This is a genomic window from Cohaesibacter marisflavi (assembly GCF_900115225.1).
In the GTDB taxonomy this organism is placed as follows: domain Bacteria; phylum Pseudomonadota; class Alphaproteobacteria; order Rhizobiales; family Cohaesibacteraceae; genus Cohaesibacter; species Cohaesibacter marisflavi.
The window spans coordinates 101,654-119,904 of sequence record NZ_FOVR01000006.1; the positions used below are offsets into that span (position 1 = coordinate 101,654).

General features: G+C 49.7%; 20 protein-coding genes. 5 read left to right on the forward strand and 15 right to left on the reverse strand.

The window, feature by feature from the left end:
- Window positions 1-97: 97 nt before the first annotated feature.
- A complete protein-coding gene (locus tag BM258_RS12890) occupies window positions 98-808 on the reverse strand; it encodes an SDR family oxidoreductase (RefSeq protein WP_090072890.1) in 711 nt (236 codons plus the stop codon).
- Between the two features lie 687 nt (window positions 809-1,495).
- Here BM258_RS12890 and BM258_RS12895 point away from each other — a divergent pair.
- Together BM258_RS12895 and BM258_RS12900 are read left to right on the forward strand one after the other, a co-directional pair.
- Entirely contained in the window at window positions 1,496-2,521 is a 1,026-nt protein-coding gene (locus BM258_RS12895; protein ID WP_139229268.1) for a hypothetical protein, read from the forward strand.
- 152 nt (window positions 2,522-2,673) lie between these two features.
- On the forward strand, window positions 2,674-2,934 hold the full coding sequence (locus BM258_RS12900; RefSeq protein ID WP_090072894.1) for a hypothetical protein: 261 nt from the start codon (window positions 2,674-2,676) through the stop codon (window positions 2,932-2,934).
- A 152-nt stretch (window positions 2,935-3,086) separates the two neighbouring features.
- On the opposite strand, the gene BM258_RS12905 is transcribed toward BM258_RS12900, so the two are convergent.
- The 3 genes from BM258_RS12905 to BM258_RS12915 form a co-directional block, all read right to left on the reverse strand.
- Window positions 3,087-3,944 carry a putative phage abortive infection protein gene (locus tag BM258_RS12905; protein WP_090072895.1) on the reverse strand — a complete coding sequence of 286 codons (858 nt, stop codon included), beginning with the start codon at window positions 3,942-3,944 and terminating at the stop codon, window positions 3,087-3,089.
- Window positions 3,945-4,175: 231 nt separating this feature from the next.
- Complete coding sequence (locus BM258_RS12910) at window positions 4,176-5,294, reverse strand: pentapeptide repeat-containing protein (protein ID WP_090072897.1); 1,119 nt, start codon at window positions 5,292-5,294, stop codon at window positions 4,176-4,178.
- 680 nt (window positions 5,295-5,974) lie between these two features.
- A complete protein-coding gene (locus tag BM258_RS12915; protein WP_090072899.1) occupies window positions 5,975-6,592 on the reverse strand; it encodes a hypothetical protein in 618 nt (205 codons plus the stop codon).
- A 268-nt stretch (window positions 6,593-6,860) separates the two neighbouring features.
- Between BM258_RS12915 and BM258_RS12920 the strand changes: the two genes are divergently transcribed.
- A complete protein-coding gene (locus BM258_RS12920) occupies window positions 6,861-8,423 on the forward strand; it encodes an SIR2 family protein (RefSeq protein ID WP_175528058.1) in 1,563 nt (520 codons plus the stop codon).
- 363 nt (window positions 8,424-8,786) lie between these two features.
- Here BM258_RS12920 and BM258_RS12925 read toward each other — a convergent pair whose 3' ends face one another.
- The 4 genes from BM258_RS12925 to BM258_RS12940 all read right to left on the reverse strand — a co-directional run bounded on the left by BM258_RS12925 (window position 8,787) and on the right by BM258_RS12940 (window position 10,563).
- The gene (locus BM258_RS12925) at window positions 8,787-8,993 is read right to left on the reverse strand and encodes a hypothetical protein (RefSeq protein WP_090072902.1); all 207 of its coding nucleotides are present in this window, start codon (window positions 8,991-8,993) and stop codon (window positions 8,787-8,789) included.
- Window positions 8,994-9,191: 198 nt separating this feature from the next.
- Window positions 9,192-9,494, reverse strand: a complete 303-nt coding sequence (locus tag BM258_RS12930; RefSeq protein WP_139229270.1) for a hypothetical protein — start codon at window positions 9,492-9,494, stop codon at window positions 9,192-9,194.
- A gap of 44 nt (window positions 9,495-9,538) precedes the next feature.
- Window positions 9,539-9,859 (reverse strand): hypothetical protein, encoded by a 321-nt coding sequence (locus BM258_RS12935; RefSeq protein ID WP_090072906.1) that lies wholly within the window; start codon window positions 9,857-9,859, stop codon window positions 9,539-9,541.
- Entirely contained in the window at window positions 9,856-10,563 is a 708-nt protein-coding gene (locus tag BM258_RS12940) for an NlpC/P60 family protein (protein WP_090072908.1), read from the reverse strand. The genes BM258_RS12935 and BM258_RS12940 overlap by 4 nt, the downstream gene beginning before the upstream one ends.
- A 277-nt stretch (window positions 10,564-10,840) precedes the next feature.
- Here BM258_RS12940 and BM258_RS12945 point away from each other — a divergent pair, with 277 nt between their 5' ends.
- Complete coding sequence (locus BM258_RS12945; RefSeq protein ID WP_090072910.1) at window positions 10,841-11,023, forward strand: type II toxin-antitoxin system HicA family toxin; 183 nt, start codon at window positions 10,841-10,843, stop codon at window positions 11,021-11,023.
- Between the two features lie 39 nt (window positions 11,024-11,062).
- Window positions 11,063-11,461: a type II toxin-antitoxin system HicB family antitoxin gene (locus tag BM258_RS12950; RefSeq protein WP_090072911.1), complete on the forward strand. Its 399-nt coding sequence runs from the start codon at window positions 11,063-11,065 to the stop codon at window positions 11,459-11,461.
- 34 nt (window positions 11,462-11,495) lie between these two features.
- Here the strand turns inward: BM258_RS12950 and BM258_RS12955 are convergent, their stop codons facing one another.
- The 7 genes from BM258_RS12955 to BM258_RS12985 form a co-directional block, all read right to left on the reverse strand.
- Window positions 11,496-12,608: a phage late control D family protein gene (locus BM258_RS12955; RefSeq protein ID WP_090072912.1), complete on the reverse strand. Its 1,113-nt coding sequence runs from the start codon at window positions 12,606-12,608 to the stop codon at window positions 11,496-11,498.
- Window positions 12,608-12,835, reverse strand: coding sequence for a tail protein X (locus BM258_RS12960; RefSeq protein ID WP_090072914.1), 228 nt, complete (start codon window positions 12,833-12,835; stop codon window positions 12,608-12,610). Before BM258_RS12960 ends, BM258_RS12955 begins: the two co-directional genes overlap by 1 nt.
- A complete protein-coding gene (locus tag BM258_RS12965) occupies window positions 12,835-13,275 on the reverse strand; it encodes a phage tail protein (protein ID WP_090072916.1) in 441 nt (146 codons plus the stop codon). Before BM258_RS12965 ends, BM258_RS12960 begins: the two co-directional genes overlap by 1 nt.
- Window positions 13,275-15,929, reverse strand: a complete 2,655-nt coding sequence (locus BM258_RS12970; RefSeq protein WP_090072918.1) for a phage tail tape measure protein — start codon at window positions 15,927-15,929, stop codon at window positions 13,275-13,277. The genes BM258_RS12965 and BM258_RS12970 overlap by 1 nt, the downstream gene beginning before the upstream one ends.
- Before the next feature lie 197 nt (window positions 15,930-16,126).
- Window positions 16,127-16,366, reverse strand: a complete 240-nt coding sequence (locus BM258_RS12975; protein ID WP_090072920.1) for a hypothetical protein — start codon at window positions 16,364-16,366, stop codon at window positions 16,127-16,129.
- Between the two features lie 67 nt (window positions 16,367-16,433).
- On the reverse strand, window positions 16,434-16,952 hold the full coding sequence (locus tag BM258_RS12980) for a phage major tail tube protein (RefSeq protein WP_090072923.1): 519 nt from the start codon (window positions 16,950-16,952) through the stop codon (window positions 16,434-16,436).
- Between the two features lie 12 nt (window positions 16,953-16,964).
- Window positions 16,965-18,239 carry a phage tail sheath protein gene (locus tag BM258_RS12985; protein WP_090072924.1) on the reverse strand — a complete coding sequence of 425 codons (1,275 nt, stop codon included), beginning with the start codon at window positions 18,237-18,239 and terminating at the stop codon, window positions 16,965-16,967.
- Window positions 18,240-18,251 lie beyond the last annotated feature (12 nt).

Here is an 18,251-nt window from a genome sequence, read left to right on the forward strand (position 1 = left end):
ATCTCACACCAGAAATTTGAGCCACAAATGGCACAAATGAAAAGGGGCGTCTCTCACAAGAAGACGCCCCACAACCAATATTTCGGCAAAGCAAATGCTATTTCCGCACCGGAGCCAGCACGATCTCATGCAGAGCCACACCGGGCTGCATATCTGCAACAAACAGGGCAGTTTTCGCCATGTCTTCCGGCTGGATCATGCCAACCATCGTGCTCTCATCGAAATTCGGGCGCTGTTTGAGCAATGGCGTTGCCACTTCAGCAGGGCACAAAGCGGTCGAGCGGATGCCATTCTTGCCTTCTTCATCATTCAAACTGGCAGAGATATCCGATAAGGCATGTTTGGAAGCGCCATAGGCAACTCCACCCACCGAATAGTGATAGCGCCCCGCCCAGCTTGATGTATGGATCAGAACACCATCTTTTTGCGCCCGCATCACCGGCAGACAGGCCGCGATCACATTCAGCGCACCGGTGATATTCACCTCGATGACCTTATCCCAGCTCGGCCAATCCAGCTCGGCCCACGAGCGCTTGGGAACATTCAGACCGGCATTGTTGCATAGCACATGCAAGCCGTCCCCCCAGTCTGCAATTTTTTCTGCAGCCAGAACCATGCCCTCACGATCCGCAACATCGCCCGGCAGAACCAGATAATCAGCACCAGCAGGCAAGCTACGGGCCACATCCAGCAGCTTGTCTTCGCTGCGTCCGGTAAGGACAACCCGGTCGCCCGCCTTTGCAAATGCAACGGCCATTGCTGCGCCGATCCCTGAGCCGGCCCCCGTAATCCAAACGGTTCTCGTCATTGATCAATTCCTTGATTATGCGTGTGTCTTTATATTTTGCAATCACCGCCCAACCTACCGCCTTTTAAATCGCCGGTATAGGGCAAGAGCGACGGTTATGCCCCCGACAACGAGGCATTGAAGGGAAAAGACAAGCTGGTCAACAGTGCCGCAACAGGAAGCTAAGTGTCTGAAATTTGCACAAAAGGCGTCGGAAGATGGCAGCGCGCATTCACTGCGATGAGCAGACTGAAAACACTGAATTGGTAAAAACTGTCCCACGCGCCCAATTTTCGTGGGGCATTTTCTTTGTAAGATATTGTATCTGCATAGATTTTAAAGGAGAGTGGTGGGCCCGGAGGGCTTTCAATAATTCTAGAATGATAAATATAATCAATTAGTTCATGGACCAACACACCGCAACAACTGGCCCAAATGATTCAATGGCTTATGAAAGATGTGGACCAGACTGCCTAGAAAATTCGAAGAAGTACGCAACGGACATTCGCCGCGCTTGCGAGATCTCTGGTGTAATCGGCGAAAGCGGCCTTTCAATCGATCTATCTGTATTCAGCTCTATATTCTGATTGGAAGAAGCTAGATTGACTTCCATTTTGCCGTCCTCTCAAGGCTTGCAATGGATGGAACTCGGTGTTCAAATTCATTTGGTAATTGCATGCTTATCGCGATAATTGGGGATCGATTGGGATGAAGCCAAGATTTAGCACAAAGACTATTCTCACACTTGCGCAGCGCGCCGCGTATCGTTGCTCTAATCCTGACTGCCGGAAACTGACTGTGGGTCCAAACTCGGAAGAAGACAAGGCCACTATCCTTGGTGAAGCAGCCCATATATTCGGTGCAAACTCAGGATCTGCAAGATTTGATCCGTCAATGAGTGAAAATTCTCGCGCCGCAATCACCAATGGAATTTGGCTCTGCGCCAATTGCCACACTATGGTTGACAAAGATGTGCAGGCCTATTCTGCTGCTCTACTATTCCGGTGGAGAGAAATCCATGATGACTTCGTGGCTTCAGAACTGAGCAGTATCAGCGATAAAATTCGATTTGAAGAACGTGCATCTGAATCCGAAAAGTTTTCAGGCTATCCACCAATTATACGCCGAATAGTCATGGATCGCCCTACAGCTTGGGAATGGTCATTGACCGCTGAGCTTCTCCGATATCTTACCGCCCCTCACATGCGAAAGCTCCGAGATGTACGTCAAGATTTGTACACACGACCGTTGCAACGAGTTCAATTGGACGATTTTATAGATTGGACCATGCAACAAACCTCACGAATACAAGGCTTCTTTTCTTCGCTTGCTGGCATTATGGAAAATCTCAACGAAGCTTGGGGCAAACCCGGAGAGCCTGGGGATCTTGAGGAAATTCATCACTCATGTTTATTAATAAATGACTTTTTTAAGCAGGCAGTCTTGTTCGAGGAGGAACTGAAGTTCATTCATGTTGATGAAGAATGCGTGCCGCTTCTCAATCTATTGAGGGGCATAATAGCCGCCCAAGCAGAAAAATTATTAGAGATCTCTGAAAGCCTAGATAAGGTAATTTTGCTGGTAGATACAGAGCATGAAGGTACTAAAGAGAAGCCATTAATTGTCACCCACAGCCTAGAATGCACGTTGCCAGATAATTGGTCCGAAAAGGTGAATGCCGAACTTGCACGCATCAGAAATATTGTTATGGAGCATCAACAGGAAGTCCTCTGAAACTTAACAGTGTATTGTAAATTTTGCTTCACTGCTCTAACCGCTTCAAACGCCCATCAGCCGCATAATTTCTACATCTTGATCAGGCAAGCTCTCTCTTGCGTTTGAACTTGCTTGTTTCTATGCCGAGGACCATTACAGGAAATTGACGAATGCTAGAACGCTCAAAACCTATTGCTGCGGCTATTTGGAAATGGTTTCGTAGCTATCCACTTTTCATCCAGCTTCTTTTGGTCATCCCCATCGTATGTGCCATGGCTCTCACACTTTTAGTCGGAAACATGGGGTTGGCTTTGATGGGCACCGCCGTCGCGATTAATTCGTTTGTTGCAGGTTGGATTGGTGGGTTTTTTGTTCTTGTTTTGGGTAAGGCTGGCATCATCATCGCCAAAGACCACAAAAAGAAGGACTGACGACTCTTTGTTATGAGATGGCCCAATTCTGACGTTTCGCTGTTGTCACGAACCTTGAAGTGGCTTCCCCATTGCTGCCATTCCTTCAGTGTGCAGCATTTTGATACAGGGAACTTCAGCAAGGCGGACGAAGCTGCCGTTCATTGCCATGCCTACAGATAGGCACTTTCATCGAATTTACCTTCTGCATCGAGGAATGTGTCGTCATTTGTGTCCAAATGTCTGAGAAGACCGAATTCTTCTATTAGCAACTTCATTTTCGACCCGCGCATCGACAATCCGTTAAGGAATATAAGTATTAGCTCATCATCAGACAGCTGCGCCCTCAACAAATCAATGTACATTTCTTTCTTGTTGCTTTCTGAAAACTTCAGAAATTTTATAATATTGTACAGCAATCGGAAATAATGCCCCAAATCATTCCGAAATGACTTATAAATCTCTTCATATATTTCCTCAGAAGATATTCTAGTGTCTGGAATATTTTTGGAGGATGACATCTTACCCGCCTCTGCTTTCCTCTGTAAGAGTCGATCCTTTGCGATTTTGGGAGCTTTGTCTCCACGTCCTTTCACACGTAGTGCAAGAACGTGAAACACGTCTTTGCCAGTCGTTGTCACTTCGCCCTGACTGCTTAGGTCCATGTTGTTGACAACGTCCATCAACAGCGAAAGCATATTAAAGAATGTGCTCTCCACAGATTGCTCGGCTAGATAGTTCTGTTGAGCAATCGTGAGGCTTTGCTGCTCCGAAAGAGTTTTTTGTGCTGTTTGTAATTCCTTCTGAGCAACTCCAACTTCTTGCTTTTGAAGCGTAATTGAAATTATCAATGCAACTAAAGCTGCGCCAGTAAATATAGAATTAGCTGCCCCAAACATATCTCCAAAAGTACCACGTGTCTCATTCTGTAAAGAAAACAGAGCTATAAGGTTTATTATCCAGATAATAGGAATTAGAGCGGACAGCAATATCGTCCAATTGGGAAGAGACGTACTAGGTTTTGAGCCCATCTTTTGCACCACTTGGTTATCTTTTGGGGTTTGTGCACTCAGCAAAACGATTTAATTACCGAGAGACTGCAACGATTCTGACTTATACCATAAGAGCCTTATTGAGTTTGTCTCAAAGATTGCAATTTTTCATGTGCACCTTGGGCTCCAAGCAGACTGTTGCAACGCAAGATCATCTGGCTTTCTGTATTCAATTGAATTTAAGCAATTTTTACTAATATTCGGGACTCATTATTTTGGCAAATATTGAGCGTTATTGTTTTCGTTCCTAGCAATGTCACCCAACCTTACAAAAGCGTTTTCGACACAATTGTCAGGAATCCTTGGCGTTCTGATGGCTAGGCGGCGTGCTGCGCCCCCCTTCATAAAACTACTTTTTGGAGGACGAACACAGCCTGCTCTCAGCAAGAAATCATTTAAATCAGCCATGGGGCCAAATATTGTTGGTGGATCGTCTGCGTAAAACCACGCGTGATCAAAAAAATCTTGATCTGCGCGAAGACATTTCCCCAAGCCCACTAGAGAAAAACAAAGAGAGGCACCAGAAATATTTATATAAGTTTTATCAATGTATGTGTTTTCTTTGATGTCAGCACCGAGGAGAAAACTAGACGTGAAGTCAATATTACCCATTTTTACACTACGAAATTTTGCATCTTGAAGGTCGCTATCGCTCCATTTGATATCAGTCAAAGTTCCACCATTAAATACGGCTTGAGAGAAGCCTGTTCTACTGAGGTCTGAAAAATAAAGAGATAAATTATCAAATTTTGCATAATAGAACGAGTTGTCCGAGAAATTGGACTCAGAAATAAACCAGTTTTCGTCTTTTGGTGCTTGTAAATGCAGATAATCAAAATTTGGAGGAGTCGTACAAACTCCTTTCTCGTCTATACGGTTGATTGCACTACAGCTGAGATCGAGTCCAGATAATTTCCCTCCCACCAAATCCATAAGAGTGACTAGCGCATACCGTCGACCTGGTGCACTAGGAGATGGTGATGCTAGAATCTGCCATGCAGCAATTGTCGTTTGTTCCTTTATATTTTCGCGCTGCACATCGAGTGCCATTCTTGCAAGGCGCGTCTGCTCATTTGCAGTTTTTAAGCTGGCAATTGCGAATGCCGTAGCGATAAGCCCAGCTAGAATTGTTAAGAATTCACCAATTCTTAGAACACTTCCCCACAATTTATGATCCCACCATGGAGGATCTGGTTGTGGTGGGAGTTCAAGCTGCAATGATATAGGTGGTTGCCGCTTTGATATACCTGGTATTACTTTGCTACGCTTCGATTTTTTTTGCAAATGCCAGACGAATGTCTTTCTAATTTTTCTTTGCTCATTATTCATCGGTTTATTATTTCTTTATTTCCATGATTTAATTTCGATGTTTATATTTGAAATGACATTCTCACCTAAATTAGAGCGTAGGCAGTATAGTCAAATAAGCGAGATATAAAAACCTTATTTTATCATCGATATTTGACAATATAACAACACCATCATCAGGCTCTGGCTTTGCGAGCTCCCGCTGGGGTTTTCAAATTAACAAGCATAGACTCTGCAGGTTCCAGTGGGTCATTACGTAGATGCTGGCCAGCCATAGCTAATATCCGAGATGGGCTCCTACCGGACTGGTGTGACGCACCATTAATAAGAAACAGTCATCCAGACGTGTGATTTACAATCAGCCCTTTGTAGACCTTCGACTGACATCTGATATTGCAACGCAGTGTTCTTGGAGTTGGCATTTGTACAACTTGCCGCAAGGGAAGACAGCTATCTTATTGATAAAACGCTAATAATTCACATTAAAAATAATTATTCAGCAAAAAAACACATACTTACAACCAGCGTCTGAGTTAGTTGAACTGAAAACCACCAATGATCTCTTCAAAACAAGCAAAGAAAGCCACATTGTCCAGTAGTCTATCACTCTGAGTAGACCTACTTTGAAGGCATTCGTGGAACTATTTCTCTCAACCAAAAAGCAAGTTAGAGCGTTTATCTTAGAAGATTGAGCACTATACTTAAGTAGAAGAAATGACCATCGGCAATTGTGGAATGGGTGGACGACTTACAACGTGGCCTTGTTCTAACACATAAATGCACTGTAATACCATTGATATGCCCATCATGCCCCAATTAAATAGCTTGAAAAGCTCCAATGCATCAGCATAAGTTGGCACACAAGGAACCCACCAATATTTAGAATTATCAAGATTGAGAGGGCCGCGAACCCTCCATTCCCTCTCGTGCATCCAATCGATTTTCTGATGCAACCTGCCCAATTTGGTATAGACAATTCGGAAACGCTCGCTCTCGGGCCATATTTGAGCATCTCCTATATCTGTATAGATTGCAGGACGCCCTCCTCTTTCCCACAAATCATCCTTTGCAACAGCAATTCCAAAACCCGTCCGGCCATTTGGATTAGTCGCAACAAGTTGCAGCCAAAAGCAAGGCGGCACATCATAGAAAGAAGTTGCCCCGGCGGGATCATATCTTGTGACCCAGTCACTAATAGAAGCTTTGATCTGCCAGCTTTGGAGGATAGATTTCAGTTGATCACAGTTTCGAGTAAGGTGGATGAGAGCAGGAGAAATATCTCCGCGGCATTGAGCACGCTGATAGCTACCGAAATCCATCTCCTGTATTCCTTTCCAGCTTGTAGTTCTTTAGCTTTCCTGCACTCATGTTGATGTGAATTACACAATCAGTGATTGACTATTTTACCTTCCAAGGCTCGATGTAATCGTCTCTATTTGAAAACATGTGCTCAAGTCTCGATTGAGCTTATGATATCCATAATCTCGAAAACAAAACCAATAAAAAGATTGCGGTTAAGCCTGTTTCAATGCAATTTATTGGTCAGGTGTAAAATTCACTCTCACACCCCCCACAAAGATGGTTCCCATGCAGACAGATCTCTACGAGCATCTATCAAAATTCGATTCCAGCCCAATTCTTTTCGTAGGCTCAGGATTCTCCCGACGCTATCTCGGGTTGGAAGATTGGTTCCATCTATTGGCAAAATTTTCAGAAGAGATTGGGCAAAACATCAACTACTACGTTTCATCGTCTAATGGTAGCTTGCCAGCCGCGGCATCTTTGCTCGCAATGGATTATCATAACACTTGGTGGAATGAAGATAAGTATTCCAATGCCAGAGAGCGTTATAGCGATGCATGTAAGGTGACCTCTTCGGCATTGAAGATCGAAATCGCTCGCTATATCAAAGAAATTTCTGAAACATCTCCCACAGATGAAACCCTACAGCACGAGCTTGAGCTACTCCAGAAATCGTGCATAGACGGTATCATAACTACTAATTGGGATCTGATGCTTGAACGCTTATTCCCAGAATACAAAGTATTTATCGGGCAAGAGGGTGCTATATTCAACAACTTTCAGGGTGTTGGCGAAATATTCAAGATACATGGCTGTTGCTCAGATCCTAACAGCCAGATTCTTACAGAAGAAGACTATAATTCTTTCGACAGTAAATACCCTTATCTCACATCTAAACTTCTCACATTTTTTGTAGAGCACCCTGTAATTTTCATTGGATACTCTCTAAGCGACACCAACATTGTTGATATTTTAAGAAGCATTGGGCAGTGCCTTTCAGGTGACAGCTTAGAGAAACTTCGAGACAGAATTATTGTCATCGATTGGAAACCTGAAGAAGAACCTACGTTTAGCGATGGGACCATAAAAATTGGGGAAACAACTGTACCTATAAAGACCATCCGAACAAACTCATTTATTCCAGTTTTTTCTGCCCTTGCATCCATAAAACGGCGTTTTCCAGCGAATGTTCTCAGAGAACTAAAAGAGTATGTGTTTGATCTAGTACGTACGAACGATCCAAAGGGGAATCTACTTGTTGCGGATATCGATAGCACTAACACCCATGAAAATCTTGAGGTGGTTTTCGGGGTTGGCGCTATTACTAAATACCATGAGACCGGCTACAAAGGTTTGAACCGATATGATCTCTGTCGAGATCTGATCTTCGATAACGGTCGTTTCGATCCAGGACATGTCTTAAGTGTGACAATGCCAGACTTTCCTCCCGCATCATATTTCCCTGTATTTAAATACTTGAGGGAGGCGGGAAGAATAATGGAAGACGGACGAATAAATACTGAAGAGCTGTGTGACAAGGTTATTCGAAGAGCCGCATACACTCAAAGAAATTTTAATAATCCAGGCGCTGTTCGAAACGTTATTACACGCATGCCTGAATTTGAGCATGGTCTGACAGAGTTCTACGAGGCACACGGTTTCACGCAAGTTCTTGCGCACTCATCGAAACAAGACTTAACACCTGCAGATGCAAAGAATCTGAAATCAATCATCAGGCTTCATTTTGATGAACATGTTAAAAATGGCAAACTGCTTACGCCGCTGGCCAAAATTATTTGCCTCTATGACTGGCTGGACTACCGATATGCTATTGAGTTTGATCAATAGTGACAGGTACCGCATTTCACCGACATCAACGGGATTAAACTTAGAACTCAGACTGTTCCAAATTTGATCTGGTCATAATGCCCGCTTCTGCAAAACTCCATCGAGCCATTACTGCACCGCAGCATGTCTGCAATCCGCCCTTCCAACCAGATGGTCATTTCATCGACCCGAATGCCTCAATGGTCCGCTCATCCGGCCCGTATTCTTAGCTGAACACAGAAAGTGCTGCGCTGCGCCCAAATGACAGCGAAGAGCTAATTCTCGCGACTTGATCAATGATGTGAGTATCATTGCGCACAGCGTTACACAAAGCCAGCAAGGCACAAAAAAAGCCCGCCGATATGAAATCGGCGGGCTTTTATACTATTTAGCAGCGGCATTAGCCTCTCGGAGCTGATTGCGCTTGATCCGCCAGTCCTGCCATCTATTCAGGATCAACATGAACATGGCAACGATAGTGAAGATCAGCAGGACACCCTGCAAAACGGGATTGAAGTACTGATCCCAATAATACGCCATTCCATTGACCCCCAATGCGGCAGCGACTTTTGTTTCCGACTGAGAGATCATTGGCCAGCCCTTAAGCGAGCACCACGAACCTTCTTATAGAATTGCACAGCATCGCGGTGACGATTGCGACATTCAGCCAAGGATTGACGATGACGAGCGATCACCGCCCGGGCGTCCCGACCGCTCTGGACGCCCGGATCCGCGCACTGGCGTTGCAGATCGGCAGGCATAGGCGGCAAATAGTCCGCCCCGACCGCCTCACCGAATGTCTTGCAACCGGCTAACGTCATCATCAGTAAGGATGCAAGCATCAGCCTGACCAAGTTGCGCCTCATAGTCTTTTACCTTCTGCTCAAGGTTTGATTGTTCAGCCTCACGGGTTTGCGCGCGTATAACGGCATTTTCCAAGGCCTCGGCATTGATTTTGATGGATCGGGTCAGGCTCTTGATATGGCCATCCTTGAGATCGATCTGCACTTTTTGTGCCTCGATCTGGGCAATTCTGAATTGATCCAGACGCCCTTTGCCATAGGCAGCGCACACGACTAGGAGGAAAGCCACGGCAAACCACACCCGCCGATCCGTTAAAAACGACAGCCACATAATCAGTCACCCGCCTCCATTCGCCCCGGATCCGGCGGAAAGAAACCGTCAGCGCCGTGACGCTTTTCCCACGAGCGGCCAATGGTATGAGCGCCAGTCACTGCACCACCGGTGCCTATCATCACAATCAGGAGATTTGAGGCATCATCGAGCTGAGCCTGCCCCACGGCCAGCAAGAGCAGGACCGTCAGCGCCAACGCAGCAAAGAAGAGAATAAAGACCAAGGCAAAAAGAGGACGCCAGAGACGCCGCAATTGCCAAGCATGGACATAGGCGGGGTCTGGCAAGAGATAGCCCTTGGTGTTTGGCACATTGTCTCTCATCGCGTTACCCCATAGCCAGAGGATGGACGCGTCCCTGCAAAAGACGCATAGATCTTGCCTTCCTCAGAAGGTGGCACGCGGAAGGCTATGAAGTGACGAATATGGAAACTGTCATAGCCGATCCGGTCTTTCTGATTGCAGCCCAACAGGGTGACCATGCCGGTCTTGCGATCATAATTGGCAACAACCCCGATATGACCAGCCTTTGCGCTCCAGCGGATAACCCCGAATGATCCGATCAACGGCCCACCAGCATCAACGCCATAAGAACGCCAGTTTTGAGCAAAGAACGGGTTTGAAGGAACCGGCTCCGATGGGAACATTTCCAGTGCAGCATTCTCGGCCCCCTCACCACACCAAGGAAGCTGTTTAGGGTTGCCCAGCATCTTGCCAAAGGCTCGAAACCAATGCATCAGATCAAGCGTATTGCGGCCCTCATGCCAGCCAAGGCGCTGGATAAGAGGCCGAGCAAGAGGCGGAATGTCCAGCTCCACGCCCTTTGCATTGGTCTTGGCCTCAAACAGCATGCGCAAAGTGATCGGGCCAACCTTATCGCGAGGGTTGAGGTTGACCGATTTTTTAAAGGCGATGATCGCCGCCGAGGTCATTGGACCCGGCAAGCCATCAATAGGCCCCGGATCGAAGCCCAAAGCCTTGAGCCTGACTTGCACGCGCCTGAGTTGCTCGGTTGAAAGGTTTCTCATTTCTCTATCCTCATAAAAAAAGCCGCCTAAAAGGCAGCTATCTCAAGTCACTTTGGTGAGGTGTTTATCGTGGCCAATTAGCGGCCAAAGCACGGATCCACTTTTTCTAGAGCACAGCGCTCCATATCAGCGGCATTGATCACGGCCCCTATAGTCGACCGCCCAAACAGAACAAAAAATCAAACGCGGTTCGCTTGCATATTGCGCATAATAATGCACTTTTCCATTGATTAAATCAAAAAAATAGTGCATTATAATAAACACAGGAAGGGCGGTAATGGAAAGAAACTCAAGTAAGATCATCAAGAGGCTAAGGTCTGAAGGGTTTGAACTAATTAGTATTTCTGGTTCACACCACAAACTAAAAAAGGGAGACAGGATTGTGATCGTTCCTCACCCCAAGAAAGACCTCCCAACAGGGACAGCCCGAAAGATAGCAAAAATGGCAGGGTGGCTTTAGCGCCACCCTTTCCACCGCCAACATAACAGAGGATACAACATGGATTATTATATCGCAGAAATCGAAAAAGATCCTGATAGCACCTATGGGGTGAGCTTTCCCCAGTTGGAAACTGTGTTTTCTGCGGGCGATAGCTTGGATGAAGCAGCAAGAAACGCTGCTGAAGCCTTGAGGCTCTACTTTGAGGACAATCCAACCGAGCGTCCCGTGCCATGGACTATGGCTGAAGTAGTTGCGATACCCGATGTGCAAGAAGACATTCACAATGGAGCTGTCTTGGTGGTGATCCCGTACATCGAAATGACAGGCCGTAGCGTACGCGCCAACCTGACCTTTGATGCAGGCTTGCTCGCCGCCATCGATCAAGACGCCAGCAACAAAAACATCACACGCGCTGCATGGTTAGCATCCGCCGCGCGAACCATGCTTGCAGGATGACAAGCCCCCCGCGCCACCCGGTGCGGGGTTTAATTCATACACCACCAAAGGTCACCCCGTATCCGCTTGGCTCACTGGATGAGTCAGAACGCGACCGGGTTGCGGCCTGCTTTTTGCGGTCGTCTTTACCGGCCCCGCCCTTTGGTAATTCGATTTGTAAGCTGCAAAGATAGCCTGAGTCATTGAGCGTATGGGTGCAGCTCTTGACCCGGTATTGGCCATCCACCCCAGCCCGCGCGCCTTTGAGGTTGATCAGACCGCCCGCAAAGATCGCAGAGTTACCATCACAGGTGATTGTACCGCTCCCAGCAGCCCGCTCAGCGCCTTCCTTGTCTGACTTGGCCGCAGCCTCGGCCTCTTCTTTTGTGGCCTTGAGTGAAGCGCTGGAGCGCGCCTTGGCCTTGGCCTCTTTCTTGCCCTCGGCCTCAACCTCAACCACCTCTCCTTTTTCAAAATCAAAATAGCGCGCTGCAAAGGCGGAATGCGCGAACCGGCTTTGCTTTGGTGAGATCGACCAGCCGGTCAGATTGGGCGACTGGTCCGACCAAATGACATCGACCGGCACAAGTGAGCGACCGCTCGCAGACTTGCCACCATTGGACTCGATCATGACCGGCAAGTCATCAAACAGGCTTGACTTGCCTCCAACCTCACGGCCTATGCGCTTGGCAAATTCCAGATAGCTCTCGCCATCGGCCACCTCGCTGACACGGATGATTTTGCCGATTGCCTCATCAATGCGAGGAGGCTGGAGACCCGCCTCTTTTGCTGCATCGGTCAAAATGTCTTTGACAGACTTGTTTTGCCAACTCTTTTGCAAGGGCTGTTTTGCCTTGCCTGTCAGGTCAGCCGCATCAGCCAAAACCGATAAAGTCCGGCCACCATTACCGCCACTTGAGGTGACATTGCTTACCTTGCCCCGGAATGTCTCTTGCGCGCCACCTTTCGACCGCCCCAAGGTGATAGACACCGGGTCATTCTTTTGCGGCAAATAGATCACCCCATCCTTGTCATCGAGCCTCAGGGATGCCGTAGCAGCCGCCTCATCGGGATCATTGATTGTCAGGCTGATCACCCGCGCCGGATCATCCTCACTGGATAGGCGCAATTGACCAGCGATTGATACCGCATAATAGCTTGCACCCATCAGTCAAAAATCCTCACTGCAGTAACTTGCTCAGCCGCCTCGAAGCTGGAGGCGACCGGCACCTTGATCTCAATTCCGAGCGGAAGCTCGACAAAAGCCGATAGACCGGCATTGAGGTGCAACACCTCCTCGACCGCCCCCACAATGCGCCGCCGATAGTGAGACCAGAGCAGGTCTGACAGTTTCAGACCGGTTGCCCTGACCTTGATCACTTCATAATCAGACATTACAAGCCGAGCCTTTCCATGAGATTGTTGAGACGGTTCGTGGCAGCGGATCGATCTGGCTTGAGCGTCAATTCCAGCTCAAGAGTAACATCAATCACCCGCCCGATCCCGCGACCGCTCAAATGCCTGTCAGACATCTCGCAAGACGCGACTGTATACCAGCCCATCACCGACCCATCACCACGCGCCACAAAAACCGGGTTTGCATTATCACACGCCTCCTCAAGCCCGGTGACCTCAGGAAAGCCACCAAGCTCAAAAGGCGCAATCTTGCCCTCAAGGGTGAATTTCTTGTCACCCTTGCCGATCTTCTCATGAGTTTTCCGACCACCCAGCACGCCCTTGCGAGCGACCCGCGCGGTGGTCGATTGGGAGGATCTCAGCCCACCGAAGACCTGCCCCTTGATCACGACCCCATCAATGACAAATAGATCAGACATCACGCAAACTCCGAATTGTGAAAGCTGCTCATCTTTTGGTCACGCCAAAGTCGTTCAAGCTCGGCCCGAACAGCCTGAGCAATCGCAGCCGGATCCATACCGCCGCCGCTGATATGGATCTGAGGCGCAAAGACATCGCCGCCGCCCCGTTGGCCAGCTACCGCCGCCATGCTATCCTTGCGGGATAAAACACGGCCATTCTTGGCGAATATGGCAACCTCAGTGCCATCCTCATTGACTTGATAGGAGGCCCCGGCATAGCCCGGACCACCCAAGGCCCTTTGACCATCGACAGGCTTGGGCGCGGCCCCGCCCGACACATTGACGGATCGGATTTGCGCCGCCTTTTCCGCCAAGGCCTGAGCGAGAGGCGCTGAGCGCACCCCCATAGCCTGAGCCTGCAAGGCCTTGTCAATCTCGGCCTGACGGATCCGCGCGGTCAGTCCATCGATCTCGCCAGACAGTTGCGACCGCTCAGCCTCAAGGCTGGCAGAGCCACCACCTGACGAAATCTGCGCATTGACCGCCTGCAAGCGTTGCTGCTTGGAGGCCAGATCATCCCGGATCGGCAAGCCTGCGCCGGACGATTGACCTAAGCCGAGGCTTGACCGCACTCCCTTGGTCCACTTGTAAAGGCTCCCAATGACCGGCAGATTTTCCGCCGCCTTGTTCTGCGCGTCCAACTTACGATCAAGCGCCTTTTTCCCGGCCGCCTTTTCTTCTGGCGACATCTCGTCAAGGCGTTTCATCTCGCTGAAAGCCTGTCCCGTTTCATAGGCAGCAAACCCCAGCGTTGCCACATTGAGCAAGCCAGCTTTACCAACCAGCCCTTTCACTGAAGCCTTGAGCCCGCGCGTTTTGACGGCCGCTTTTTCGGCCTTGGTGGAATAATCATCGAGTGCACTGCCAAAGGAACCAAAAGACCGGACCAGACCGCCAGCCCGAAAGGTTGCCTTGAGCAAGGCAATGGAGCCAACAACCCCAGCTAGAGCAAAGGCGGCACCACCGCCGACCACCAACAGGGAGCCAACACCCCCAGCCAACACAGCAATGGTCTTGGTCAATTCCGGGTTGGCCTTGGCCCATTCACGCCCGGCATTAATCAGCTCGGTGGTAGTGTGCAAAAGCTCACGATAGTCGGGCAAAAGCTGAGTGCCGATTTCCGTCTTGAGCGCCGACCATGCCGACCCCAAAACTTTCTCATCACCCGCAGCATTGTCCCCCATGATAGTGGCCATTTCCTTGGCCTCACCTTTTGCAGCTTTCAGCTCATCACGCAGTTTTTTGATATGCGCCCTTTGCTCCAACAAAACAGTGAAAGCACTTGACCCCTCCTCACCGGCGATTTTCTTGGTCAACTCGATCTGCTCAGCACTACCGAGATCTTTCATTTTATCAGCGATCTCATCGAGCAGTTCCTCGAATGGTCTGAGATTGCCATTGAGATCCTTGGTTTCAACGCCGAGACGCGCAAGAGCCTTTTTCGCCATTTCAGGCGGACCAGCAAGCCGTGAGATAACAGTCCGGAGCGCCGTACCAGCCATTGAGCCCTGAATACCAGCGTCTCCAAGTTTGCCGGTCGCCGCTGCAACATACTCCAGCTCTAGCCCCGCCGCCTTGGCTTTTGGCCCGACATATTTGAGGGTTTCGCCAATCTGTTTCACGTTGACATTGGACCGGGTGAAAGTGCCAACCAGCACATCAGAAATCCGCCCCATATCCTTGCCGGTCATGCCATAGCCAGACATGATATTGGAGGCAATATCCGCCGTGCCAGCAAGATCGGTGCGCCCAGCCTTGGACAGGTTGAGAACCGAGGGCATAGAGCTGAGAATGTCGGACACCGACATGCCTGCCATGCCAAGAAAGCGCTGAGCGCCTGCCGCATCGACATTGGTAAAACTCGTGGTTTCCCCCAGCCGGAGCGCCTGATCGCGTAGCTGACCAAATTTCTTCTTGTCGCGGATCGTGCGGGTCACAGCGCCAACCGCGACCATTTCCTCTTCAAAATTCTTGGCCTCATCGACCGGATTTTTCAAGCCAGACAAGACCCGGCTTCCAGTATGCACCCCAGCATAACCGGTCGCAGTCAAACCGGTTGCCCGGTTTAGACTCTCATCAAGTTTGCGCTTTGCCTCGGCCCACTTTTTCTGTTGGGCGGTAACCTTCTTGAATTTGCTATAGTTAGCATCCAGACGGGAATTGACCGTGCCAACCGCAGAGGCAAGCTCACGTTCTTTATCGGCCAGGTTTTTGACACTGATCCCGGCAGTCTTGAGCGCCTCACGGTTACCCCGCAATGCCGCACGGTTGGCCTTGAATTCTGAGGAGGCCTTTCTCGCAGCACTTTGCGCCCGCTCCAGCTCAACCCGCATTTTCGCGGTTGGTCGAGTCGCATTCTTGAAAGCCTGACCAAGCTCTTTGGCTCGACTTTTCGCGGCCTTCATTTTGGTTGCCGACTTACCGAGTTGGCTTTCTGCCTTGCGGAAATCCTCGATCAGCTTGACCGGCCCGCGCAGTTTTTCGAGCTGGCCCAACTCACGCTTTGCCTTGGTACCGAATTTGCCAGCCGCGCCGGACATTTTGCCAAGGGTCCCGGTGAGCTTATCGACACCCCGCACCGTTAGTTTGGTTTCAATTTCCCGCGTTGACATGGTGCGCCTCCAAAAAGAAAAGCCGCCAGCCGATCACTCGGCTGACGACCTGTCAGATATCAGGGAATGGAGAAAGCCCAGCTCACCAAGAGGCAGGGCCATCAGATCAGGCAGAGACCAGCCGGTCTCTGAGGCGATCTCAAAGCAGACCCGGTAAAGATCTACTTTGATCGGGTTCGCTTTGGTAAAATCAGAAACTAGATCAGATCTGGAAAAAAAGCCGCTTTACCGCGCGCTGCAGCCGCCCAGAAGTCCTTTTCAGGCATCGAGCGGATATCATCAAGCGTCACATCAGCCATAAGAGCAGCCGCCTTGGCATAGCTCACAAGAACCGGCTCATTTTCATCAAGCGCAGCATAATAATCAATAATATCGCCACCGGTTGGCTCCTTAAAGAAGAGATCGGAAAAAGTGAGTTTCTTTTTGCTCTCGGTCATTGGTCTTTCCTTTGAGTGAGAAAAGGCGGGCCACAAGCCCGCCTCAGGGGATGTAAATTTTCAAACCTTAAACAAGGCCGAGGATTGCATCGTCCTCGGCCTCAATCTTGACACCGGCAAAGCGAGGGCTTTCGCCCCACGCCCACCCAAACAGCTCTTTGCCATTCTCGGAGATCTCAGCCGCCATGATGCTTTTCAGCTCATAGTCATGCTTGTGAAGACCCGTTCGATTTTTGGCCTCAGGCGTGATGCCGCCAAGACGGCAGGTGGCAGTGACCTCATGCGGCACCTTTTCGCCGGTCACCTCATTCTCAACAACGCCGGTGAAGGTCCAGACGGCCTTTTTGCGGAATACCGCATAGAGATCCGAATGGTTGCCCAGCATTTTGAGGGTCATGGTCAGCTTTTCCATTTGACCGGTGCTGATCTCAATGGTCGGGCCGGACGCACCTGCACCGTCAAAATCCTCATAGCCATCCACCAGAGCAGGAAAGCCCAATTCCTCGATCAGCTCGGCAAAGACCTGATCGGGCAGCTCAGAGCAGGTTGCAGCAACCCGCTTCATTACCTTGAATTTTTGCGCCATGGGGTCAGCTCCTTACAGGCTCAGATTTTTGGCAAAGGTTTCGAGTTCGGCGATCTCCAGCTCAATGCCGGCATCGTCGCGCTCCATAGTCAGATCGATCTGTGTGAGAGGGGCACGCGGCTCAGCGCGACCGGTAAAGGCCAGTTTGCCTTTGCGCCAATCGCTTGGCGTTTCAGCATCAGGCACAAACAGCACCTTGGGCGCGGAATAAATGATTTCCCGCTGAGCCATCCCCACCAGCCAATTGTTGGTCTGTTTGATAGCCGCCTTGATCGCCCGTTTGGGGTTCATGTTGTATTTGAGCAGAAACACTTTGTAAGAACGCAACAGCGTGAGCAGGATGTAATTCTGCATTCTCACCACGTTGTAATATCGCTCCAGCGGATCACTGGACAAAGTGTTGCAAGTCACAAGGATCATGCCGCCCTCGCCCGCCGCGAAATCACCCCCAACGCGGCCTCGCACGATAATGTCACATTGCGCATTGAGGAGCCGCTGACCTTCCGTCGATGGATCCATCCAGTCAAAGGTCATCTCTCGGCCCGGCGCGGCAATGCGCAAAGCTCGATTGCCAGCCACATGAGACGGCACGCCATCATGCTCGGCATCGACCGCCGCCTGCAATCCGGCCACAAAGCCAGACGCCCCGACGGTCTCAAGATCGTTGCTCTCATCGGCAATCTGCACACCGGTCTCAATCATCGTGAGGCTCGGATCCGAATAGAGCGAGCGCACCGCCTTAGCCTCCACCTCGGTACTGTTTGGCCCATTGATAAAGGCATGACCAAAGGTTGAGGCATTGACCGCCGTCAGCGCCGTCACAATGGGGTTTGCGGTATTGTCTTGGATGAATGCATCGTAACCGCCCGCAATCGTGTTGAGACGCGGCATGAGCGCCCCTTGTGCGACCGCATGCTTAAGGGCATAAACACCGGATTTTTGATCATCCAGACCGCGCAAGGCCGCAATATTGGCATCGCGTTTAGCGGTCGGGTCGGTCTCGGTGCTATCCTTGACCGGAACCACCGTCACATTGAGCGCTTGCTTGCCACTTGGCAGGCCGCGACCGATGGCGCGGATCTGATCGACCAGATCCCCTTCACCAAAGCGAGCGACCAAATCGGAGTCATTGGTGGCAACCGTATAGCAACGGTTTTGCTCGGTGCCTTCTGGCAAATTCTGGCAGATACCGGTCACACTCGGCACGCTAAAATCAGCCTGCTTGATCGGTCGGGCCTGATTGGACAGATCCCAACGACCCGACAGACCGACTGCAATTTCTGACATAGTTTTTCTCCA